The following is a 22,444-nucleotide window of genomic DNA, read 5'->3' as shown; positions in this document are numbered from 1 at the left end:
CCTCTGCTAAATTCTGAAAACAGAAGTGAAGTTGAAGCACTTGATCAGCCCCGTTATTTAGGGGATCGATGCGCAGCAAAAAGTAAACCGGCTCTCCCTGGCGGGGAACCGGCCCGCAACAAAGTCCTCGCAGGTCAGGAAGCACTGTCTTGTCAGCCGTTCTGGCCCACATCTCCGACCTTCATATTCCCACCCGGGCCGCGCCGGCTCTCCGCAGCCTTGCCAGCAAGCGCGCGCTCAGCCTGCTGTCATGGCATTTCCGGCGCAGGCATATTCATACGTTCAGTGCTCTTAATGCTGTTATGCGCGACATCGTGGCCAGCAGGCCCGATGCGCTCGCCATCAGCGGCGACCTGACCAATCTCGGAACCCCCCGAGAATTTCGCGCCGCCAGAGAGTGGCTCAGCCGTCTCACCATTCCGGCTGCCGTTATCCCGGGCAACCATGATGCCCTGACTCCGACCCCATGGGGGGAGGGTCCGGGTCTCTGGGCAGGATGCGGCGGCATGACAGCCCCGGATACGCCATCCCTTACCCGCATCGGGAAGATCGCGCTCATCGGGGTCAGCTCCGCCGTTCCCACGCTTCCCTTTTTTGCCTCCGGAATGATGGGGGAAGTACAGGCTGAAAAGCTGACCGAACTCCTGATCCGGACCGGCCGGGCCGGCCTTTGCCGGGTGGTGATGATCCATCACCCACCCCGCCACGACCTTGTCGTCTGGCGCAAGGCCCTTCGTGATATCGATCGCTTCGCACAGGTTGTGCGTCACGCCGGAGCAGAGCTGATTCTGCATGGTCACTCTCACCGGGGCACTTTTTCCACGTTGCCGGACTCCGATATTCCCGTGATCGGCGTTACCTCTGCCTCTCACAGGCCAGGAGACCTGAGAACCGCCGCCGGCTGGAATCATATAGCTATTGAACAGGATCTGCCGGACAGCTGGTCGATCACCATACGCGCGCGCAGACTCGACACACAGGGGATTCTCCGCGACTTCACGACCCGCAGATATTGCCGCCCGGCAACCATGACAGACCGGGCACCCGCCGCGTGAGCACCGCGCAGTCTTCCGGGAAAACAAGGCACTACACGCCGCCTCTCGCGCGTCTGCCATCCTGGATGCGACCGGGCACTCTTGACGTCTATCTCATCAGCCAGACCATTCCGCCCTTTATCATTGCGGTGTCTGTCGTTCTCCTGGCCCTGCTGCTTGAGCGGATGCTGGTGCTGCTGAATGTCCTCGCCTCGGAAGCCAGTCCGTTTTTTACTCTGATCCGTCTGCTGGCGGACCTGATGCCGCATTATATGGGGCTCGCTTTGCCGGCCGCCCTCTGCGTTTCCGTGTTTGCCGTCATCAGGCGTATGAGCGAGAATGATGAAATCGACGTGCTGATGAGCAGCGGGGTCTCGCTGGCCCGCATATGCCGTCCCTTTGCCATCACCGGCGCTGTTATCGGCCTGCTGTCACTGGCGCTGTATGGTTATCTTCAGCCTCACGCCCGCTATCAGTTCCGTCAGGGATTCTATATGGCCAGCCACGCCGGGTGGTCGCCTGTGCTGCAATCCGGCATGTTCGCCGCGCCTTCCGCCGCACTGATGCTGACGGCCGATCACGTCGACCAGGCCGGCTCGCATCTGACCGGCGTTTTCATTCGCGACCTGACTGAAGACAAGGAACGGGATATCATCGCGCGGACAGGTCACATTCGGACCGACCCTGCAAAAGGGGAGGTCCAGATCGAACTTACCGACGGTGAGATCCTGACCGTTCGACCGGATCAGGACCCGGGTGTCACGACCTTCGATCATGCGACCCGTCTGCTCAGTCACACCCATACCAGCGCTTTTCGCGAGCGGGGTGATGACGAGCGCGAACTGACCTCAGGGGAACTCGTTCACCGGATCCATCGCAGAAAACGCGCGCGCCATGGTCAGGCGGAAGCGCCGCCGCCTGTTCCGGCACCACCTGCGGCAACACCCGCTTCATCATCACAGACACAGACATCCGACGACACGCCCCGGCCGAAAGCCGCTCAGACGGATACCATCATTTCGGTTCCGTCCATGCGGGCGGAGCTGAACTTCCGCCTCGCCCGCAGCCTCTCCATACCTTTCATTCCCATACTGGCGGCTGCCCTCGCGGTTATCGGCAAGCGGAAACGCGGCAGTGCCGGACTTGCGCTGGCTGTCACGATTCTGCTGACCTATGATCATCTGCTTCAGCTTGGGGAAAGTCTGGTTGCCAACGGACGCACCAGCCCGCTCGCGGTTATCTGGCCCCCGACGATCGTATTCTGTGCCGGCTGCACGCTGCTGCTGCTCTTCCGCGCCCGTATTCTGCCGATCATCCGTGTGACACAGCTGTCCGGGCCTGCTGCGACGGATCCCGACAACCACGCATGAACGAACAGCTCATCCTTCGTGGTCCCCGCCATGTCCTGCTGCGCTATCTTTCGGTGTCGCTCTTCTCGCGTACGGCCATGTGCTGCGGCATTCTGATCGCACTCATGGAAATCCTTGCCCTGCTTGAGCAGATGACGCCAATTCTGCGACGTCATCTCGGTCTGACCGGGGTGCTGACTTATATGGTGCTGCATTTCCCCGCGATGATGCAGACAGCCCTGCCCCTCAGCGTGCTGATTGGCGCTCTCATTCTGCTGACCCAGATGACCGTAAGCAGTGAAATTGCCATTCTCCGCGCTTCCGGCATGTCGCCTTTCGGTTTTCTGCGCCTCCTTGTGCCGGCTACGCTGGCCATTGGTCTGTTCGGCGTTCTTCTGGAAGACCAGATCACGCCGCGAACCGAACTGGCCCTCGCGTCCTGGTGGAATCGCACCGACCCTCACCCGGAGGATGGCAGAGCGTTCTGGTTCCATGTTCCGCACGGTCAGGCCAGCGCCTGCAATCTGCCTGCGGCCGCTCCGGCCGGTTCCGCTCTCGCCAAAGCGACGGGTGCCAGCCCCGTACAGCGCTCTTCCGGCGCGAGCACACCGGTTGCGAATGAACTCGCCCATGTTGGTTATGTCACACGCTCCGGACACGAAGCCTGGGACATCGATCTCTACGACCGTGACAGCGCTGGCAGTCTCATGCGCACTTTGCATGCCGATCATGCCAGCCACGGCCCTGCTGGATGGACCATGCGCGACATCCGCTGTGTCTCCGTCTCCCGGGCTGATCTCAATGCAACTGCCACAGAGGATACGAGCACCGCAGCACGCTGGATCAATCCGTTCGGTCCCACCGATATGCTGCGTCTGTCACTCGACTCCTCTCCACTCTCCGCACACCTGATTTTTCAGGCACTTAAAGGACGAATTGCGACCAACCTCACGCCGGGTTACCTGCGGGCCACATTATTTGAACGCTTCCTGCGTCCGCTCTCTCTCGTCGTTATGTTGTTGCTCGCAATGCCGGTGATCTATATTCCTCCCCGCACGGGGCTGAGAAGCTGGCTGCCCGTGTGGTGCCTTGCCGCCGGTTTGCTCTTTATTATTGTGCAGGGCATGTTCCGCGCGATGGGCAATGCAGGACTTCTGCCGGCATCAGTTGCGACCGTTCCGGGTCTGATCATATTCACACTCGCCGCCGGAACCGCGCTTTTAAGGAACGAAGATAAATGAGTGGCACTCTGCGCAACCCTACCATCCGGTCGGGGCGAAGCTTCGATCTCGGTAAGATGAACCTGCGTCAGCTCTGGGTCGCCTATCTCACTTATCCGACAATCCTGCTCTACTTTGCGCTGATCGCGGTCAGTTTCGCGTTCGCCGGGCATCTGTTCGCGGGATGGCGCCTGACGATCGTCACTGTCCTTGCGGTCATAATGATCTATCCCCTGGTCTGGTATCTGCTGCACCGCTACGTTCTGCACGGGCATCTGCTCTACAAATCGCGCTTTACCGCAGCCCTGTGGAAGCGGATCCATTTCGATCATCATCAGGATCCGCATCTGCTCGATGTTCTGTTCGGCGGACCGGCAACCACTCTGCCAACCATCGGCGCCGTGACCATTCCGGTCGGCTGGCTCATTGGCGGACCGGGAACGGCGGCAACGGCGTTCTGCGCCGGCGTGATCATCACCTGCATCTACGAGTTTTTTCACTGCATCCAGCACCTGAACTACAAACCCCGCGCCCGCTGGATTCAGCGCATGAAAGCCTACCACGTCCTGCATCACTTCCATGACGAAGATGGTAATTTCGGCATCACCAGCTATGTCGTGGATCGCGCTCTCGGAACCTATTATGGCGAAGCCCGGACTCGTCAGCGCAGTCCCACTGTCTTCAATCTCGGCTACACGTCTGAACAGGCTGAACGTTATCCGTGGGTGATGCGCCTGACCGGCCATGCGCCTAAAGATCGCCCGGATGGCGCAAGGCCGGAAAGCGGTGAGCGCGCGCCACCGCCACAAGGCGCCAGGCATGTCGCGTGAGTGAGCAGGGTCTCACGGCTCTCATTCTCGCAGGCTCCCGGGCAGGCGCTACCGACCCGATGGCTGTCACCGCAGGCCTCTCACACAAAGCTCTGATCCCGATTGCCGGCAAGCCGATGATTGCCCACGTCATCGACAGTCTTCGGGCCACGCCTGGTGTCGGTCGGATCGTCGTGTGTATTGAAACGCCGGATACCATAGCCGACGTTCTGCCTTCTGGTGTCGAGCTGCTTCCGGCAGCTGCCGGGCCAAGCGCCAGCGTGCTCGCGGCTATTCAGCGTTTTGGCACCCCTCTTCTGGTCACAACCGCCGATAATCCGCTTTTGCAGCCAGCCTGGGTCCAGGCCTTTATCGCAGGTGCGGGTCGTGCGGATGTGGCCGTCGGAGTCGCCCGGGAAGAGACAGTTCGTCGCGATGTTCCGGGTACGGCCCGCACCTTTATCCGGCTTTCGGACGTCGCTTTCTCCGGCTGCAACCTCTTTCTTTTCCGCACGCCTGTCTCGGCAAGAGTGGCGGTTCTCTGGCAAAAAATTGAACGCGAACGCAAAAATCCGCTCCGGATGGGCTGGCTCCTCGGGCCGGGGATCCTGTTTCGCTTTCTGCTGAAGCGACTGAATACGAGAACTTTACTGACCCGCATCACCCGCCTGACCGGCGCGCAGGCCCGTTTTGTTTTCCTGCCCGACGGGCGGGCTGCCGTGGATGTCGATAAGCCTGCCGATCTTGATCTTGTGCGCCGACTGATGGAGCCGGCTTCCTGACAGCATCAAAAAACGGGAACAGGTCGGTCTGATACTACAGTTGCCGGGCCATGTGGAATGCGGACAGTCAGTTTTCAGACTCCTCTTTGTCCCCGGATGTTCTTGATCCCGGCGACATTCGCCCTTATGTGGCTCTGGCTCAAGGGGTCTCCGTGTTTATGGACCAGACTGATATTCCCGCGCCGGTCGAGCATGATCGTGCCGTATTTCCTGATGGACTGACACTCGATTGCGGCACGGTTCTGGCGCCGGTGGAGATCGCATACCGGACCTATGGTACTCTGTCCGCAAACAGGGACAACGCTGTCCTGGTCTGTCACGCGCTGACGGGGGACCAGTATCTGGCGGAGCCCCACCCTCTGACCGGCCGCCCCGGCTGGTGGACCCGCATGGTCGGCCCGGGCAAACCGATCGATACCGACCGGTTTTTTGTTATCTGTTCGAATGTGCTTGGTGGATGCATGGGGTCTACCGGGCCGCGCTCGCCGCGTTCGCCCGCCTCAGGCAAACAGAGAAACACTGATGCCGACGAGCCATGGGGCACGGATTTTCCGCCCGTCACGATCCGGGACATGGTTCGCGGACAGCATGCCCTGGTGCGGCATCTCGGCATCGGGCGACTCCTCGCTGTCGTGGGCGGGTCCATGGGTGGCATGCAGGTTCTTGAATGGGCGGCGACCTATCCGGAGATGGTCTTCGCAGCCATGCCGATTGCGACGGCTCCTTTTCACTCAGCCCAGAACATCGCTTTCAATGAGGTCAGCCGCCAGGCGATTTTTGCCGATCCGGACTGGCATGGCGGACGCTACTGGGAAGACGGCGCCATCCCCGCCCGCGGGCTCGCTGTGGCGCGGATGATGGCCCACATCACTTACCTGTCGGAAGAGGCGCTCACGCGGAAATTCGGGCGCCGCGTCCGCCGGGAAAAAACGACGCCAGCAACGCCGTGCACCGTTTCCGAATCGCAATCCCTGTCGCTGTTCGGAGAGATTTTCGAAGTCGAATCCTACCTGCGCCATCAGGGGTCGAGCTTCGTCCGTCGCTTCGATGCGAATTCCTATCTGACGATTACGCGAGCCATGGACTGGATGGATCTCGGAGCAGAGCACGACGGGGATTACGCCGGCCCGTTTGCCGGCACACAGACGCGGTTCTGCGTCATTTCATTTTCATCCGACTGGCTGTTTCCGACGTCTCAGTCCCGCATCCTTGTCCGCGCCCTGAACCGTGCGGCGGCCAACGTGTCCTTCGTGGAGATCGAAAGCGACAAGGGTCACGATGCCTTCCTGCTCGATGAGCCGGATTTCGACCGGACTGTGCGTGGTTTCCTGTCCGGCGCGGCCGAGCATGCCGGGCTCGGGCAGACACGCACGACGGTGTCCGGGTAATGGTCATAACCGTTCGCAGGGAGCCATTCTGATATGCGGCTCGATCAGCGTCTGATCGCTGAAATGATCACACCCGGCACGCGCGTGCTGGATATCGGCAGCGGTGATGGCGCGCTGATTGACTATCTGTTCCGCACCAGGGGATGTGATGCCCGCGGCATTGAACTCGACATGGGCGAGGTCACGCGGTCGGTGGCGCATGGCCTGCCGGTCGTGCATGGCGATGCTGATCACGACCTTGAGCATTATCCGGATGGTGGCTTCGATTATGTCGTGCTGCAACGCACCCTGCAGGCCGTTGAGCGTCCCCGTGAAGTGCTGAGACAGATGCTGCGAATCGGGCGTTATGCCATCGTGTCTTTCCCGAATTTCGGCCACTGGGAATTGCGGCTGAAGCTGCTCACGACCGGTCGTATGCCCAACACGGCCGTATGGAACACGCCGTGGTACGCCACTCCCAATATCCATCCCTGTACAATCCGGGACTTTCTCGCCCTGTGTCGTGAGGAAGGTTATCGCGTTCATGACTGGATGGCTGTTGATGAAGACGGGGAAAGGGCGCCATGGCGACGCTCTATCCGGCTGGCCAATCTGTTTGGTGAACAGGCGCTTTTTCTGCTCGGCAAGGCAGATCAGCGGTGAATGAATCATCTGTATCCCGGAAGGGGCAGCCGGTTCTTGCCGCCATTGACGGAGGCGCGACAAAAACAATCGTCCGGCTGGCATTGCCTGACGGCACCATTCTGGGGGAGGGCCGCGGCGGCTCCGCCAATATTGCCAGCGATATCCATCTGGCCTGTGCTTCAGTAAAAACCGGTTTTGGTCATGCTCTGCTCAGTGCCGGTCTGTCACCGGATGACGTCTCTTCCGGCGCGGTGCATATTTTCGCCGGAGCCGGAATGGCAGGCGCTGAAGTCGGAGACAACGCCCGGCGGTTTACTGTTTTGTTTGACGATTTCGCCGGGCTTGAAGTTCGTACGGACGCTTATACCTCCTGCATTGGTGCCCATAACGGAGCCGATGGCGCGGTTGTGGCCGTCGGAACAGGAAGCTTCGGTTATGCTATCCGCGGATCTGATATTCGGCGTGTCGGGGGATGGGGATTTCCTCAGAGCGACGAGGGCAGCGGCGCCTGGATCGGCCTGGAAGCAGCCAGACATATGCTGAATGTGCAGGATCAGCGCTTACCTGAATCGGGTCTGTCATCACAACTGCGTAATTATCTTATTGTCACCGGGCATGATCCTCTGACCTGGAGCATCGGCGCTACCGCCACACAGTTCGCGTCCCTTGCACCTGTGGTCGTCGGAGCGGCACGGGCCGGTGAGCCGACGGCTGCCGATATCCTGAAACGTGCCGGGGAAGATGTAGAAAAGCTGGTGAACACCCTGATGTCACAGGACGAGTTTTGCCGACTGCCTCTTTGCCTGCTTGGTGGTCTTGCGCCGATCATTATGCCGTTTTTACCGGGTTCTGTAAGCGACAGACTGGTGGCTTCCCAGGGGACCGCCGTTGACGGAGCCATGAAACTGGCTCTTCGGGCTTATGAAAAAACAGTATAAAATATAGATGTTACGCTTCGTTAAAATTCTGGCCATCAATATGTTCCAAAATATATTGATGTGAAAGGTGATTGAATTTAAACGATAAATATTCAATTAAGTATATTTTATAAATTAAAATATAAAATTCGTAATCGCATCATGTATAAAAATCCCTGATAAGCTGCTTGAAATTCCTGTAAATCCGGCATATCATTTGTGTCGTTTGGCGAGGTCGATATATTTGTCGGTTCAGAGAATCCGGCTCTGTTTCTATCATGGTAATGTCGCATAAAGATCAGCTTTCGCACCGAAAACGGTCGAAACGCTGGCTGTCTCGCAAAGCCGGGCAACAGACATAACCCTTTACTCTGGAAAAACGCGGCCTCCGGAAAGCCTCGTTGTTTCTTTGCGCACCAGGAGGCGTTTTACCTAAATGACGACGTTTGCCGATCTTAAGCTTGCTGAGCCATTGCTGCGGGCTCTGAACGAAGAAGGTTATGAAACACCTACTCCGATTCAGGCACAGTCTATCCCGTATCTTCTTCAGGGTCGGGATCTTCTCGGACTTGCCCAGACAGGAACAGGTAAGACCGCAGCGTTTGCGCTGCCCATCCTTCAGCATCTGCTGACACACCGGCACAGCGCCCCGCCGAAAGGCGCGAGAGTTCTCGTGCTTGCGCCGACCCGTGAACTGGCCTCGCAGATTGACGCAAGCTTTAAATCTTACGCGCGTCACATGAAGCTGACCCATACTGTTGTTTTTGGCGGCGTCGGTCAGGGACGTCAGGTTGAAGCGATGCGTCGGGGTGTCGATGTCCTCGTTGCCGCTCCAGGACGTCTTCTGGATCTGATGGGGCAGGGACATATCGACCTTCACGGTCTTGAAATTCTCGTGCTCGATGAAGCTGACCGTATGCTCGACATGGGCTTCGTGCGCGATATCCGACGGATTGTCGCATCCCTGCCACGTGAGCGTCAGACCCTGCTCTTCTCGGCCACAATGCCCGGCAGTATTTCTGAGCTGGCGAACTCCCTGCTGCGCGATCCCGCGACCGTGGAGGTGACGCCGCCGTCCAGCACGGTGGACCGTATTCGTCAGGCCGTGATGTTCGTTGATCAGGACAAGAAGAAAGATGCTCTTCTGCTTCTGATGAATTCCCCGAAAGTCGCCAGAGCCGTTGTATTCACGCTGATGAAGCATGAAGCCAATAAGGTTTCTGAATTCCTGAACAAGAACAACATTTCATCGGAAGCCATTCACGGCAACAAATCGCAGGGTGCACGTGAGCGCGCCATGTCGGGATTCCGCTCCGGAAGCGTAAAGGTTCTGGTCGCGACCGATATTGCCGCACGCGGTATCGATGTTGACGATGTCAGCCATGTTTTCAATTACGATCTTCCGAATGTGCCGGAAAGCTACGTGCATCGCATCGGGCGTACAGCCCGTGCCGGAAGAGAAGGCTGGGCCGTATCCTTCTGTGATCCGGAACAGCGCGCCTGGCTTCGCGACATTGAAAAAACGATTGGGAAGGATGTGCCTGTCGTAAGAGATCATCCGTTTCATTCAGATGCGGCTGAAAACTCGAAACTGCGGCCACCGGTTCTGGGCGGCGGCGGCCGTGGCCGTGGCGGGCCGCCACGGAATGGCGGGCGCGGCGGGCGTTCCGGTGGCGGCGCGCGGCGCGTCGCATAATCTGGGGTCAGGTCAGATAAAATCTGTCAGTACAGATTTTTATCTGCCGTCTGCCATTTAAAAAAACGAAGTCTTTTCAGGGGGCGTCTGCCATTTTGGTCAGGCGCCCTTATTGTATTAAATTTCGATTTCTGTGATCCGGTCAATACGAACCGTAAAGACAGGTAGCTTTAAGCTCCTGTTTTTCCATGATCCGATCGTCTATGGCCGCATATTGTATTTTTCGATTATTCCCCGTTATTTTTTTACTTTTATGTTGTGCGTTCTGTTCCGCATGTACCCCGTCGCTTGCAAAAAATGCCCGGCTGGAGCTTGTCACTATGACGCTGCCTGATCTGCTGTCCTGTGCCGGCAAGCCAGTGCATACGATGCAGATTTCACCGGCTGACTGGATTCTGTCTTACGACCAGGATGAGCCGGTTCAGCCTGCCGTCACAGTTTCTTCCACGCTGCCTCTCGGCATCACGCCGACCGTCTCACTCGGCGCCAGCGGAACCTGCCATACGGTCATCCGGATTCACGATGGTTACGTCGCAGCTGTCCATTTCACCGGCGTCACGCTGACCATGAAGGGTGCTACGGCAGCGTGTGCTCCTCTTATCAGAGAATGTGTAGAACACTCCGACCGGACGTCGTTGCCCGCAGATTATGACGTTGGGAAATGGCTGAGATGACAGAATGGTGCACGGGAGGATGGTACGCCTGGCGGAATTCAGAGGGGAAAAGAATTTTGCTACGCTACGTCGCCGGCGACTGGTCTGATGAGAACGGGGTGCTTTACGATCTGCCGGCTCTGGCAGCCCGGGGCTGGCAGATCGAAGCGTAAATTCCCGGTCAGTGTCTGCTTTATCGATGCCGGCAATATGATACGGTGCAGGCATGACAAAGACGACGCCCGCAACCGCTTTTCTCAAACGTAAAAACGTCACGTTTGAGACACTGGTTTATGATTACGATCCTTCCGTGAGCAAACTCGGTGTGCATGCCGCGGCGGGGGTAGGAGAATCCACAGACTACGTGTTCAAAACGCTGATGGCGGAAGTCGATGGAAAACCCGTCTGTGTGGTGATCCCGGTGGCGCGGGAACTCAGCATGAAAAAACTGGCCGCCGCATTTTCCGGCAAGAGCGCAAAAATGATGAAACCCGCTGACGCCGAACGGATAACGGGCTTCAGGGTTGGTGGAATCAGTCCTTTCGGACAACGGAAACAGGTTTCCACGGCGCTGGCCCGGGAAGCGCTGGAACTTCCATACATTCTGACAAACGGGGGCGGCCGCGGTATCCAGGTAAAACTGGCCGTTGCTGATGCACTTGAAGCAATGGGCGGCGGGACAGCCGATCTGCTGGCATCGGCGGATTAATACGATTTTTGTCTGATCCGCAGGAGTCCTGATCAGACCCGGAAGGGCACACGGCACCCTTTATCCCTGATTTGCTAAAATGGAATAGTTTCGGCCTTTGCCGGATTCCAGGGCAGAGCCCTGTCAGCCGCACACAGATCAAAGGCCAGCCCCCGGCTTATCCGGCCACATGGTCTGACAGGTTCTGCCGCATCAGGCGCGTCCCGGAATCGCGGGTGGCCTCGAAAAACACTTTTCCGAACAGAACGTAATACGAAATCCGGAGACAGCTACTCTGTCACTTCGGCGTATGCGCTGATCGCAAACGACAGGGTATTCGCCACTTCCCGCCAGATCCGGAGATTTCCCTTTTGACCGGCCAGAATTTTGATGCCTGCCTTGATTTCGTGCGAACCGCGGAAGGCGGGTACAGCGATGATCCTAAAGATACGGGCAACTGGCTGCCCGGCGAGAAGAACAGCAAGGGTGATCTGATCGGCAGTTGCTACGGCGTGTCGGCACCGATGCTTGCGTCCTGGATGCAGCCGGAAAAAATCACCGCGGATGACATGCGAAATCTCGATCTCGGGACATTCGATGCCATTGCCCGCTCCCGTTACTGGAATCCTCTCGCCTGCTCGGTGCTTCCCGCCGGTATCGATCTCATGGTCTTCGATTTCGGATGGAATTGCGGTGTCCATGTTTCGGCCTGTCTTCTGCAAAGAATGACCGGAGCGACACCGGACGGCGTAATCGGCAACCGGACGCTAACGGCGCTGACACAGGCTGAAACGGGTGAAATCCTGCCGCAGATAGATCCCGATGCCCTTGCCGTTCTCCATTCCCGTCTGGGACTTCCTCCGAGCAGCGGAATTGGCCCTGAAGTCACACGTGCCCTGACACGGCGAGGGGGGCTGGATCTCCTGATGGTGCTGGTGCTGTCGGGTATGCAGGAGCGGGAATACCGCATGCGTTCAGGCTTCCGACGCTGGGGCAAAGGCTGGCTTGCCCGAACACGCCGACGGACCGAAACGGCTCTCGCGATGGTTACGGCCGCAGCAGTGCGTGAGACGCAGACAGTCTCGCTCTGACGAACGCAGCAAACACTGCCGATTGACCATACGTCCCGTGCCTCGTCATGATAGGCTCATGACGAAGTCTTCCCCTGATGCCGCAACAAGCCTGCTTTCTCTGCTCAGCCGCGAGCCGGCAGAGGCCGGTTCATCTGATACGCGCGAAACGGCATCTGAATTCGGCAGTATTGCGGTCGATTGTACAATTGCCGCAATAGCTGGGAATCACCCTGGCGTTGTGCGGGGCAGCGCTGCTTTTCTTGAGGCTCTGCTGACGTTGTGGCATGAGCAGGGCCTTAACCCCAACACTGTCTGGAATGAACTTCATGCCCGGATCGAGATGGGGGAACTCAGTCTCCGCCTGAGCCGTGCGCCAGGGCGGCACCGGTCAGGACGGATCGGACGCCCGTGGCGGGTTGCGACCAGTAAGCTTCCTTAAACTGTTTGTGTGGCTTTATGATCCCTGATGGCATAAACTTTTCCTCTGTGCCGGTAGTCTGCCTGCTTCTGAAATTTTCTGTCATGTCGAAATCGTCCCGCGCGCGGGCCTCTTTATCGCTGTGACCACGTGGTCTCACTTTGTGCCGGACTGGGCCTCGGTTGAAACCGCGGCAGAGTCCTCCGTCGCAGTTGTAAAATCCAACCCGACCGGCGCTCCGTCCGTTCTTATCTGCCTCGTTATCCTCGTTTCGATATTTTTCGGAGCAAGACGGGGTCTGTCACGCGAAATTCTGGTCATGGCGGGATGGATTGGGGCGCCATTTGCCGCGCTGTCGTGGCACAGGTCCTTTGCTGACTGGGCTTTTCCTTCGATGCAGCCCCGAATAATGGGAGATCTCGTCGGATATTGCGCCGTGTTCGTGATTGTCCTTGTCATCTCCGCCATTCTGAGCGGCTTTTTTTCCCGAATGGTCCGCAAATCCGTGCTCGCGGGCAGCGATATCTTCCTAGGAGGTGTTTTTGGCGCGCTCAGGGGCTGTATTGTCGTCGTAACGCTCTATTTTATCAGTGCGTGGGTGACGCCGGGCGGCACGCTGCTCTCCCGCGTCGAAGCCGCGAATTCCTACCCGGGCCTTTCCACCGCCCTCACTTATCTGGCTCCCGCATTGTCCAGATTTATGCCGTCTGATCTTGCACAGCCGGCCGGCACACGTCATGACCTCGCCGGACAGGACTTGCCCGGCGCGGCGCATACACAGAGCCCCTGACGTAACGACACAGAGTGACATGTGACGGGCGCTCAGGGAGGGATAAAGATCGATGTTCGACAGGTTTTCTCTCCGGCAGGCATTGACTACACACCCATGGTCCGGTGCCACACAGGATGGTGACGACAAATTTCACGAAGAATGTGCCGTCTTTGGCGCGTGGAATGTGCCGGATGCCTCGGCGATCGCGGCACTTGCGCTGCATGCACTTCAGCATCGCGGGCAGGAAGCCTCGGGCATCGTCAGCTATGACGGGAAAAAATTCTTTTCTCACAGGGGCCTTGGTCTGGTGGGTGACGTATTCAGCGATCCGCGCGTCATGGCGGGTCTCCCCGGCGCCAATGCGATCGGCCATAACCGCTATTCAACAACCGGTGACACGCTGCTGCGCAATGTTCAGCCGCTCTTTGCCGAATTCGAATTCGGGGGGCTGGGTGTCGCGCATAACGGCAATCTGACCAATGCCAACACGCTGCGCCGGGCGCTGGTACGCCGGGGGTGCCTGTTCCAGTCGACGACAGACAGCGAGGTGTTTATCCACCTGATCGCGATCTCGCTCTACGCCACCGTCGAGGACCGGCTGATCGACGCCCTCAAGCAGGTGCAGGGTGCCTATTCCCTCGTTGTCCTGTCGCAGAACGCGCTTATGGGGGTCCGCGATCCTCTCGGTGTGCGGCCTCTGGTGCTGGGCAGGATGCCGGGTGCCGCTGAAAATGATGCCACCGGCTGGATTTTCGCCTCGGAAAGCTGCGGTCTCGACATTGTGGGCGCTGAATTCGTTCGTGACGTCGAGCCGGGCGAACTTGTCATCATCGATCGCGACGGCGTGCGTTCGGTCAGACCGTTCACCCCGGAACGCCCCCGGTTCTGCGTGTTCGAATATATCTATTTTGCCCGTCCCGACTCGGTGCTGGACGGAGTTCCCGTTTATAACGCCCGCAAGCAGATCGGAGTCGAACTGGCCCGTGAAAGTGCTGTGGAAGCGGATGTGGTGGTTCCGGTTCCGGATTCCGGCGTACCCTCAGCCATGGGATACGCGCAGGAAAGCAGTATTCCTTTCGAACTCGGGATCATCCGCAACCACTATGTCGGACGGACCTTCATTGAGCCGACGGATCAGATCCGCAACCTCGGCGTGCGGATGAAACATTCCACCAACAGGCCGGTGCTGAATGGAAAGCGCGTCATTCTTGTTGATGATTCGATCGTCCGGGGCACCACGTCGCGCAAGATCGTCGATATGGTCCGCGCCGCCGGCGCCAAAGAAGTCCATATGCGGATTTCATCGCCTCCGACGCGGCATTCCTGTTTTTACGGGATCGATACACCCGAGCGCAGCAAACTGCTGGCTGCCCAGTATGACATCGGGAAAATGGCCGAACTGATCGGCGTGGACAGTCTGGCCTTCATCTCGCTCGACGGTCTGTATCGGGCGCTGGGGCACAAAGGGCGGGATGCCGCGAAGACCCGCTACTGTGATGCCTGCTTCACGGGCGATTATCCGATTCCCCTCGCCGATCATGACGCAGAGTTCGGTCCCGGCACGGCCTGATGGCTCCATGACCGGACAGCCCCCGGCAGTTCAGGACAGATCGCTCGACGGTCAGATCGCTCTCATCACCGGAGCGAGTCGGGGCATTGGTCGCGCGACCGCACTCCGGCTTGCCACGATGGGAGCCCATTGCGTCATAACGGCCCGGACCCAGGGGGGACTCTGCGAAACCGATGATCTGATCGCCGAACGCACAGGCCGTCGCGCAACGCTGCTGCCCCTCGATCTGGCCGATGGCGGGAAAACCGATCTGCTCGGTCCGTCGCTTGCCGAACGGTTCGGGCGTCTGGATATTCTGATTCATGCCGCCGCCCGGTTTGTGACGCCGACCCCACTGGATCACATCCGGGAGACCGACTGGACACGGGCGCTGACAGTCAACCTGAGCGCCACAATGCGACTGATCCGCACCGCGACCCCGCTTTTGCGGCAGGCACCGGCAGGCCGCGCGGTCATTCTGACCAACCGGGATCTTAATACACCTGCCCCTTTCCACGGCATCGGAGCCGCCTGTGGCGCGGGCGTGGACGCGCTGGTCAGCACGTGGCAGCAGGAAATGGCCGGTTGCCCGTCCTTCACGGCATGCCTGTTTGATCCCGGCCCGACGGCAACGCGACTGCGTGCTCAGACGTTCCCGGCGGAAGAGAGCACCGCACTGCTGGCTACACCTGAAAGCGTTGCCGCGCGTATCGCCGCTCTCTGTGCTGTACCTGCTGCTTCATAACGACCATCACACAGCGAAAAGAGACCGACGACATGCTGCCCGGATGTCTGACCCTCGCTCTCCCGATCATCCAGGCACCGATGGCTGATGTTTCCACACCTGCTCTGGCCGCTGCTGTTTCCGAATCCGGTGGTCTGGACTCCCTCGGCATCGGCGCGATGACGCCGGAGGCTGCGCGTGCCGCCATCACGGAGACGCGCCGTCTGACCGATAAACCGTTCGGTGTTAATGTCTTCTGTCACCGGTCCGTCAGGCCTGATACGGCCTGCATGACACGCTGGCTGAACTGGCTGAAGCCGGAATTCGAGCGTTACGACACCTTGCCCCCGGCAACGCTGCGAGAGATTTATCCTTCCTTCTGCGACACGATGGCGACCTGTGACATGCTGGCTGAAGAACATCCGGCACTGGTCAGCTTTCATTTCGGGTTGCCCGATGGAGCGATGATCGCCGTTTTGCGTCGTGTCGGTATCGTGCTTGCCGCAACAGTGACATCCCGGACAGAGGCGATCCAGGCGACGGAAGCCGGTGTCGATCTCCTGATCGCGCAGGGGTATGAAGCCGGCGGTCATCGCGGGATCTATGACCCGCACAGGCAGACGATCTCAGGCTCGATACCCTCACGCTTCTGAGGCAGGTCAGAGCCTGTTCGTTATGCCCGGTTATCGCCGCGGGCGGCATCATGAACGGTACGGAAATTCTCACAGCGCTGCAAACGGGCGCCGTCGCGGCGCAGATGGGCACAGCGTTTGTCGCCTGTGACGAGAGCGCCGCCAGCCCGGTACATCGGGTCGCGCTGGTTATGGCGGAAACGGCCATGATGCGCTCCATTTCCGGTCGCCCGGCACGGGGTGTCGTGAACAGATTTACCGAACTGGATACAGAACCGGACAGACCGGCCGTTCCTGCTTATCCCTATGCCTACGATGCCGGGAAGACGCTGGATGCAGCAGCGCGATCCCGTGGTGAATCGGGCTATGGTGCGTTCCGGGCCGGACAGGGCGCGGCCCGAACACGACCGATACGCGCGGCCTGCCTGATGACGTTGCTTTCTGAAGAACTACGTAACGCTGCAACCCCTCATAACCGCTGAGACGTGGATATCGTTATCAGCCCTGCATATGTTATCTGTATATTGATTATCCTGAGGCTCATCGCTTCATGAATGGGTATCGTTGCACCCCGGTGCCAAAGGCAATAAAGATCCGATTATGGTAGCTGAAACTTCTGAACCGGTAACTTTCCTGACTGTTCCGGTCGAAAAAACGTCTGATTTTACTCTGGATGACTTCGCCGGAAATCATCAGGCGATGGATTATTACCATAAGCACGGCGCTGCTACGCTTGAGCATGTTTTTACGCTCGCGAATATTCTCCATATGCACAAACTCGTCCGTGAAGCGGCCATGTTTTACGGGCTTGCCTACAATATGCACTCCAAGCAGCCCGGGCATTATCCGCTCGCTTCAGCCCTGTTGCAGGCTCGTCTTCTCTGCCTGCTCAAAGCCGGGCTGGAGCCTCCCGCAGAGGAACTGAAACAGCTCCGCGCGCTGTCAAAGACCACATACGACTATATCAGCGGCATCCAGATTGCCTGGCGCGAACACAACGCCGTCAAGGCCCTGAAGCGCATGGATAACTGCTTCGAGATCTTTCACACCGGCGAAGAGGTGGATGTTCTTTATCTCGAAACCGCCCTTTCCGTTTTGCCGGAACCGAAGCAGCCCGCCGTCGCACCCGAAGACAGACGTATCCCACCGAAAATCCACATGTACTGGGACAAAAACCCGCCACTGGAAGTGCAGGATAACTACGAGTACCACTGCGATCTTGAAGGCTTCGAAGTCCAGCTTTTTGATCGGGAAGAAGGCGCCGAATGGCTTTACGAGTATTATGGCAAAGAGGCTCAGGACCTGTTCCTGAAAGCAAGACATCCCGCCGAAGCCGCTGATTTTCTTCGCGTTCATGTGATCCAGGAACTCGGCGGCTGGTGGCTGGATGCCGATATCCGCATCACCTCCCCGGAAACGCTGGAACAATACACTGCACGTCATCCGTCACACATGTTCTTCGTGACGGATAATTACTATGTGCATAATGATTTCTTCGGCAGCCACCACAACAGTCCGATCCTCGCCGACTGCCTGCTTTCCCTGTACAGAAACAGTTACCTGCATGAAGGCCTGTACATCGCCTACAAAACAGGCCCGGGCGTGTTCAACCGCGCTCTGAACCGGCGATTGCACAACGCCTTCCGGACAGGCCGTCCTTTCGACCCGTCCGTCCTGGTGCTGCGCGCGCCGGAATTCAACAGCATCATCCAGGACATGGATATGGACTATAAAAAAGGCGGCAACTGGCATGCCGCCTGACGCTTTAGCTGACGCGGGGTGTTTTTCCGGTTATAGCGGCCCACATCACAGGAGAGGCAGCGTTCCGCGCTGATCTCCCGCCCCGGCCCAAAGCAGAAAGACCACCACATGTCCGGTTACCGCTCCCGCACGACCACTCATGGCCGCAACATGGCCGGAGCCCGCAGCCTGTGGCGTGCCACAGGCATGACGGACAGCGATTTCGGTAAGCCCATCATTGCCGTCGCCAATTCGTTCACCCAGTTCGTCCCCGGCCATGTCCACCTGAAGGATCTCGGTCAGCTTGTCTGCGGCGCCATCGCGGAAGCCGGCGGCATCGGACGCGAATTCAATACCATCGCCGTCGATGACGGGATCGCCATGGGTCATAGCGGCATGCTCTACAGCCTGCCCTCGCGTGAGCTGATCGCCGACGCCGTGGAGTACATGGTCAATGCCCATTGCGCCGATGCGCTCGTCTGCATCAGCAACTGCGATAAAATCACGCCCGGTATGCTGATGGCCGCGATGCGCCTCAACATTCCGACCGTTTTTGTCTCGGGCGGTCCGATGGAAGCGGGTCGCGTTATGGAAGGTCAGATCGAAAAACACGTCGATCTCGTTACCTCCATGGTCGCCGCCGCCAGCCCGACCGTCAGCGAGGCTGAGTCCGACGCCATCGAACGCTCCGCCTGCCCGACATGCGGTTCCTGCTCAGGCATGTTCACCGCCAATTCCATGAACTGCCTCACCGAAGCGCTGGGTCTGTCCCTGCCCGGCAACGGCAGTCTCGTCGCCACGCACGCGGATCGGAAAGAACTCTTCCTCCGCGCCGGCCGGCTCGCCGTCTCCGTCGCGAAACAGTTTTATGAAGGCGGGGATACCCGCGTCCTGCCGCGTTCGATCGCATCCTTCGAGGCGTTCGAGAACGCCATGACCGTGGATATCGCCATGGGCGGCTCCACGAACACAGTACTCCACCTCCTGGCCGCCGCGCATGAAGGCGAAGTGCCCTTCACCATGGCCGATATCGACCGCCTCTCCCGCCAGGTGCCCAATCTCTGCAAGGTCGCTCCGTCGAAAGCGGACGTGCATATGGAAGATGTGCATCGCGCCGGGGGAGTACAGGCCATTATGGGGGAACTGGATCGCCTCGGCCTGCTGTACCGCGACGTCCCGATGGTGCATGCGCCCTCTCTGGCGAAGGCTCTGGTCGAGTGGGATATCGGCGGCGATATGGCCACGGATGCTGCGAAAGATTTCTATCGCGCCGCACCGGGCGGCGTCCGCACAACGGAAGCCTTCTCACAGGCCTCCCGCTACAAAGAGCTGGATACCGACCGGAAGACAGGCGCAGTCCGCACAGGCGAGCACGCTTTCAGCAAGGATGGCGGCCTCGCGGTGCTCTATGGCAACATCGCGGAAGACGGCGCTATCGTAAAAACCGCCGGTGTCGCATCAAACCTGCTTACCTTCTCCGGTCCCGCCCGCGTTTTTGAGAGCCAGGACGCCGCCGTCTCCGCCATTCTCGGCGGCAGGATCGTTGCAGGCGATGTCGTCGTCATCCGCTACGAAGGCCCGAAAGGCGGACCCGGCATGCAGGAGATGCTTTACCCGACCAGCTATCTGAAATCGAAGGGACTGGCGGAATCCTGCGCCCTGATTACTGATGGTCGATTCTCCGGTGGCAGTTCCGGTCTCTCCATTGGCCATATCTCACCGGAAGCGGCTGAGGGGGGCGCCATCGGCCTGATCGAGGAAGGGGACACCATCGAAATCGATATCCCGTCCCGTGTCCTCCGCACTTCCGTGTCGGACTCTGAACTGTCCGCCCGGCGCGCACGGATGGATGATCGCGGCAATGAAGGATGGAAACCGGCCCGTGACCGGGTAGTGTCAACAGCGCTCCAGGCCTATGCCGCCCTGACAACCAGCGCGGCCCGCGGAGCGGTACGCGATCTGACACAGCTGGCACGCCGTTCGCCACGGTAAAAGGAAAACGGTCGCGGTCCGCGACCCGACAAAGGTCACAGACCTTTGCAAACAATTTTACTCAATCAGCAAAAATACGGAGAGCCGATAAGGAAGCCCTCCGCACTTCTTTAATTTAACAACCCGGGATCAAAGGGACTACGTCCCTTTGCGGGGCTCGGGGTAGCGACCCGACGACTTCCCCTCACACAGCGTGAACTTTGCTCTCACGTTCCCAGAACCGCACCGCGCGGCAGGCTTTGATAAACCCGTCCCCATCACCCTGTGCCGCGATTGCAACAAAGCCCTGGTCCCGATCGGACGGCTGAAGCCCGGCCCGCGCAATCAGCGGATCGGCTTCAGGACCGACACCGATGAACTTGGCATGCGCGTAGGCATCGTTAATGAAATCCCGTGCCGTCGCTTCATGTCCGAGCAGCTTCGCGCCGGCAGCGGAAGGTAGCAGCACGACAGCATCATAAAGCACCGAAGGACCACCGTTGATCTTCTGCCCGAGCGGCACAGTCGAACCATCCGACAGTTTTACGCCACCAACCTGAGGCCCGACCAGCTCAACATTGGTCCCCTCTGCTTTCGCCGCGTCGCAGACGGCTTTCAGCAAGCCGGCATCCGTTCCGTCTGTCACCAGAATTCCGATCTTGCGTCCGGCAAAGGTCGTCGGACCGTTTTTCAGAATACTGAGGGCCGGTGACGGAGGCAGATTGTCGATCACCGGACGGGCCGGGGGTGCTGCCTCGGGCAATGTCTCAAGCCCGATCCCCTTCGCCACCGCTTCCGCCAGACCTTTGTCGATGTTCAGCAGGTGCGACACCACCCGTGAACGGATCGCCGGTGTCTCCACCTTGCTGAGCTCGAACGTATAGGCCTGCTGGATATGAACCTGCTCCGTCTGCGTCTGGCTGATATAAAACTGCCGGACCTGACTGTAATGATCGGCAAACAGCTCCGCCCGCTCCCGCCGCGTCTCACCGCTCTCCTGAGCCGCATAGGAGCGATAGCCCCGCGACGGATTCTCGCGTGCTCCGCCAGCTTCCGGACCCCATGAATTCGGTTCGTAGTTCGCCCGGCCTTTCGGGTTATGCATCGCCGCATGACCGTCCTGCTGGAAGGTATGGAACGGACATTTCGGTGCATTTACCGGAATATGCGTGAAGTTAGGACCACCCAGCCGCTTCAGCTGCGTATCCAGATAGGAGAAATTCCGTCCCTGCAGGAGCGGATCGTTGGTGAAATCAACGCCAGGAACGACATTCTGCGTACAGAAAGCGACCTGCTCCGTCTCCGCAAAGAAATTATCCACGACACGGTTCAGAACCAGACGGCCCACACGGCGCACGGGGACAAGTTCTTCCGGAATCAGTTTGGTGGCGTCCAGAATGTCGAAATCGAAACTGTCCGCGAATTCATCATCAAAAAGCTGAACACCCAACTCCCATTCCGGGAAATCTCCGGAATTGATCGCATCCCACATATCGCGGCGGTGGAAATCCGGATCGGCGCCGTTGATCTTCAGCGCCTCATTCCAGACGACAGACTGCATGCCGGCTTTCGGCTTCCAGTGAAATTTCACATAAGTCGAGTTACCGTCTTTATTTATGAAACGGAATGTATGGACGCCAAACCCTTCCATGAACCGCAGGGAACGTGGAATCGCCCGGTCCGACATCGCCCACATGATCGCATGCATCGATTCCGGCGAGAGGGAAACAAAATCCCACAGATTGTCATGAGCCGACTGCGCCTGGGGGAAACCGCGATCCGGCTCTTCCTTGATGGAATGAACGAAATCCGGAAATTTGATAGCATCCTGAATGAAGAAAACCGGCGCATTATTGCCCACGATGTCCCAGTTGCCCGCTTTTGTATAAAGCTTGACGGCAAACCCGCGGATATCACGAGGAAGATCGGAAGATCCCCTGCCGCCGGCCACCGTTGAAAGACGCACAAAGGCCGGAACCCGCTCGCCCGGTCGCTGGAGCACATCCGCGGTGGTGACATCGGAGAGCGAGTCCGTCAGCTCGAAATACCCATGAGCGCCGTATCCGCGCGCATGCACCACACGCTCCGGAATACGTTCATGATCAAAGTGAAAGATTTTTTCACGGAAATGGAAGTCTTCCAGCAGAGCCGGGCCCCGCGGTCCGACCTTAAGCGTATTCTGATCGTCGGAAACCGGTACGCCCTGAGCCGTGGTCAGAGTCGGAACATCTCCCGTTGCTGTCTGATGCGTCTCACCCCCCTTGCTCCGTTCGAACGTCTGATCACCAATCGTAACCTCGTCGCGTCCGGAACTCTTTTCTCTTTTGCTCATGATGTCCTCCACTTCCGAAGGGCAACGCGGCATTTCGCCGGATGGTTCCGACAGGCCGCACCGGTATGCCGTG

The 22,444-nt window shown here is 58.8% G+C and carries 22 protein-coding genes; 21 read left to right on the top strand and 1 reads right to left on the bottom strand.

The genetic code is table 11. The features are described 5' to 3' along the window. The first annotated feature begins 149 nt into the window (after positions 1-149). The 21 genes from GOB90_RS11610 to ilvD all read left to right on the top strand — a co-directional run bounded on the left by GOB90_RS11610 (position 150) and on the right by ilvD (position 20,060). Positions 150-1,055 carry a metallophosphoesterase family protein gene (locus GOB90_RS11610; RefSeq protein WP_146892326.1) on the top strand — a complete coding sequence of 302 codons (906 nt, stop codon included), beginning with the start codon at positions 150-152 and terminating at the stop codon, positions 1,053-1,055. Further along, positions 1,052-2,404, top strand: a complete 1,353-nt coding sequence (locus tag GOB90_RS11605; RefSeq protein ID WP_261766027.1) for an LptF/LptG family permease — start codon at positions 1,052-1,054, stop codon at positions 2,402-2,404. The genes GOB90_RS11610 and GOB90_RS11605 overlap by 4 nt, the downstream gene beginning before the upstream one ends. Next, positions 2,401-3,624, top strand: a complete 1,224-nt coding sequence (locus tag GOB90_RS11600; protein ID WP_146892328.1) for an LptF/LptG family permease — start codon at positions 2,401-2,403, stop codon at positions 3,622-3,624. Before GOB90_RS11605 ends, GOB90_RS11600 begins: the two co-directional genes overlap by 4 nt. After that, positions 3,621-4,433, top strand: coding sequence for a sterol desaturase family protein (locus GOB90_RS11595; protein ID WP_146892330.1), 813 nt, complete (start codon positions 3,621-3,623; stop codon positions 4,431-4,433). The genes GOB90_RS11600 and GOB90_RS11595 overlap by 4 nt, the downstream gene beginning before the upstream one ends. After that, positions 4,430-5,194 (top strand): nucleotidyltransferase family protein, encoded by a 765-nt coding sequence (locus GOB90_RS11590; RefSeq protein WP_146892332.1) that lies wholly within the window; start codon positions 4,430-4,432, stop codon positions 5,192-5,194. Before GOB90_RS11595 ends, GOB90_RS11590 begins: the two co-directional genes overlap by 4 nt. Before the next feature lie 158 nt (positions 5,195-5,352). After that, the gene (gene metX / locus GOB90_RS11585) at positions 5,353-6,582 is read left to right on the top strand and encodes a homoserine O-acetyltransferase MetX (protein WP_146892334.1); all 1,230 of its coding nucleotides are present in this window, start codon (positions 5,353-5,355) and stop codon (positions 6,580-6,582) included. A 33-nt stretch (positions 6,583-6,615) separates the two neighbouring features. Next, the gene (metW, locus tag GOB90_RS11580; protein WP_146892336.1) at positions 6,616-7,224 is read left to right on the top strand and encodes a methionine biosynthesis protein MetW; all 609 of its coding nucleotides are present in this window, start codon (positions 6,616-6,618) and stop codon (positions 7,222-7,224) included. Beyond that, positions 7,221-8,144 carry a BadF/BadG/BcrA/BcrD ATPase family protein gene (locus GOB90_RS11575; RefSeq protein ID WP_146892338.1) on the top strand — a complete coding sequence of 308 codons (924 nt, stop codon included), beginning with the start codon at positions 7,221-7,223 and terminating at the stop codon, positions 8,142-8,144. The genes metW and GOB90_RS11575 overlap by 4 nt, the downstream gene beginning before the upstream one ends. A gap of 415 nt (positions 8,145-8,559) precedes the next feature. Next, positions 8,560-9,819, top strand: coding sequence for a DEAD/DEAH box helicase (locus tag GOB90_RS11570; RefSeq protein WP_173572063.1), 1,260 nt, complete (start codon positions 8,560-8,562; stop codon positions 9,817-9,819). A gap of 320 nt (positions 9,820-10,139) precedes the next feature. Continuing rightward, on the top strand, positions 10,140-10,493 hold the full coding sequence (locus GOB90_RS11565; protein ID WP_146888924.1) for a hypothetical protein: 354 nt from the start codon (positions 10,140-10,142) through the stop codon (positions 10,491-10,493). Further along, entirely contained in the window at positions 10,481-10,645 is a 165-nt protein-coding gene (locus GOB90_RS11560; protein WP_173572062.1) for a hypothetical protein, read from the top strand. Before GOB90_RS11565 ends, GOB90_RS11560 begins: the two co-directional genes overlap by 13 nt. 53 nt (positions 10,646-10,698) lie before the next feature. Next, entirely contained in the window at positions 10,699-11,181 is a 483-nt protein-coding gene (locus tag GOB90_RS11555; RefSeq protein ID WP_146888921.1) for an aminoacyl-tRNA deacylase, read from the top strand. A 350-nt stretch (positions 11,182-11,531) separates the two neighbouring features. Continuing rightward, a complete protein-coding gene (locus GOB90_RS11550) occupies positions 11,532-12,251 on the top strand; it encodes a glycosyl hydrolase 108 family protein (protein ID WP_146888917.1) in 720 nt (239 codons plus the stop codon). 58 nt (positions 12,252-12,309) lie between these two features. Next, positions 12,310-12,672 carry a nucleoside triphosphate pyrophosphohydrolase family protein gene (locus tag GOB90_RS11545; protein ID WP_146888914.1) on the top strand — a complete coding sequence of 121 codons (363 nt, stop codon included), beginning with the start codon at positions 12,310-12,312 and terminating at the stop codon, positions 12,670-12,672. A gap of 121 nt (positions 12,673-12,793) precedes the next feature. After that, positions 12,794-13,441, top strand: coding sequence for a CvpA family protein (locus GOB90_RS11540; protein WP_173572061.1), 648 nt, complete (start codon positions 12,794-12,796; stop codon positions 13,439-13,441). Positions 13,442-13,493: 52 nt separating this feature from the next. Then, positions 13,494-14,993 carry an amidophosphoribosyltransferase gene (gene purF, locus GOB90_RS11535; protein ID WP_146888908.1) on the top strand — a complete coding sequence of 500 codons (1,500 nt, stop codon included), beginning with the start codon at positions 13,494-13,496 and terminating at the stop codon, positions 14,991-14,993. Then, complete coding sequence (locus GOB90_RS11530) at positions 14,962-15,717, top strand: SDR family NAD(P)-dependent oxidoreductase (protein WP_242011970.1); 756 nt, start codon at positions 14,962-14,964, stop codon at positions 15,715-15,717. Before purF ends, GOB90_RS11530 begins: the two co-directional genes overlap by 32 nt. A gap of 32 nt (positions 15,718-15,749) precedes the next feature. Next, positions 15,750-16,349 carry an NAD(P)H-dependent flavin oxidoreductase gene (locus tag GOB90_RS19535; RefSeq protein ID WP_260175961.1) on the top strand — a complete coding sequence of 200 codons (600 nt, stop codon included), beginning with the start codon at positions 15,750-15,752 and terminating at the stop codon, positions 16,347-16,349. After that, the gene (locus GOB90_RS19530; RefSeq protein ID WP_260175964.1) at positions 16,346-16,810 is read left to right on the top strand and encodes an NAD(P)H-dependent flavin oxidoreductase; all 465 of its coding nucleotides are present in this window, start codon (positions 16,346-16,348) and stop codon (positions 16,808-16,810) included. The genes GOB90_RS19535 and GOB90_RS19530 overlap by 4 nt, the downstream gene beginning before the upstream one ends. Before the next feature lie 118 nt (positions 16,811-16,928). After that, on the top strand, positions 16,929-18,089 hold the full coding sequence (locus tag GOB90_RS11520) for a glycosyltransferase family 32 protein (protein WP_146888906.1): 1,161 nt from the start codon (positions 16,929-16,931) through the stop codon (positions 18,087-18,089). Positions 18,090-18,197: 108 nt separating this feature from the next. Continuing rightward, positions 18,198-20,060 carry a dihydroxy-acid dehydratase gene (ilvD, locus tag GOB90_RS11515; RefSeq protein WP_146888903.1) on the top strand — a complete coding sequence of 621 codons (1,863 nt, stop codon included), beginning with the start codon at positions 18,198-18,200 and terminating at the stop codon, positions 20,058-20,060. Positions 20,061-20,244: 184 nt separating this feature from the next. Here ilvD and GOB90_RS11510 read toward each other — a convergent pair whose 3' ends face one another. Next, complete coding sequence (locus GOB90_RS11510; protein WP_194300916.1) at positions 20,245-22,371, bottom strand: catalase; 2,127 nt, start codon at positions 22,369-22,371, stop codon at positions 20,245-20,247. Between the last annotated feature and the right edge of the window lie 73 nt (positions 22,372-22,444).

Source organism: Acetobacter oeni (assembly GCF_011516825.1).
GTDB lineage: Bacteria > Pseudomonadota > Alphaproteobacteria > Acetobacterales > Acetobacteraceae > Acetobacter > Acetobacter oeni.
The sequence above is the reverse complement of the archived record's forward strand: the minus strand, read 5'-3'. Positions and strand labels throughout refer to the sequence as shown.

Excerpts from the sequence above, each read along its gene's own strand:
- GOB90_RS11600 (WP_146892328.1), top strand. The coding sequence starts at position 2,401 with ATGAACGAACAGCTCATCCTTCGTGGTCCCCGCCATGTCCTGCTGCGC.
- GOB90_RS11595 (WP_146892330.1), top strand. The coding sequence starts at position 3,621 with ATGAGTGGCACTCTGCGCAACCCTACCATCCGGTCGGGGCGAAGCTTC.
- metX (WP_146892334.1), top strand. The coding sequence starts at position 5,353 with ATGGACCAGACTGATATTCCCGCGCCGGTCGAGCATGATCGTGCCGTA.
- metW (WP_146892336.1), top strand. The coding sequence starts at position 6,616 with ATGCGGCTCGATCAGCGTCTGATCGCTGAAATGATCACACCCGGCACG.
- GOB90_RS11570 (WP_173572063.1), top strand. The coding sequence starts at position 8,560 with ATGACGACGTTTGCCGATCTTAAGCTTGCTGAGCCATTGCTGCGGGCT.
- GOB90_RS11565 (WP_146888924.1), top strand. The coding sequence starts at position 10,140 with ATGACGCTGCCTGATCTGCTGTCCTGTGCCGGCAAGCCAGTGCATACG.
- GOB90_RS11560 (WP_173572062.1), top strand. The coding sequence starts at position 10,481 with ATGGCTGAGATGACAGAATGGTGCACGGGAGGATGGTACGCCTGGCGG.
- GOB90_RS11555 (WP_146888921.1), top strand. The coding sequence starts at position 10,699 with ATGACAAAGACGACGCCCGCAACCGCTTTTCTCAAACGTAAAAACGTC.
- GOB90_RS11545 (WP_146888914.1), top strand. The coding sequence starts at position 12,310 with ATGACGAAGTCTTCCCCTGATGCCGCAACAAGCCTGCTTTCTCTGCTC.
- purF (WP_146888908.1), top strand. The coding sequence starts at position 13,494 with ATGTTCGACAGGTTTTCTCTCCGGCAGGCATTGACTACACACCCATGG.
- GOB90_RS11530 (WP_242011970.1), top strand. The coding sequence starts at position 14,962 with ATGACGCAGAGTTCGGTCCCGGCACGGCCTGATGGCTCCATGACCGGA.
- GOB90_RS19535 (WP_260175961.1), top strand. The coding sequence starts at position 15,750 with ATGCTGCCCGGATGTCTGACCCTCGCTCTCCCGATCATCCAGGCACCG.
- GOB90_RS11520 (WP_146888906.1), top strand. The coding sequence starts at position 16,929 with ATGGTAGCTGAAACTTCTGAACCGGTAACTTTCCTGACTGTTCCGGTC.
- ilvD (WP_146888903.1), top strand. The coding sequence starts at position 18,198 with ATGTCCGGTTACCGCTCCCGCACGACCACTCATGGCCGCAACATGGCC.
- GOB90_RS11510 (WP_194300916.1), bottom strand. The coding sequence starts at position 22,371 with ATGAGCAAAAGAGAAAAGAGTTCCGGACGCGACGAGGTTACGATTGGT.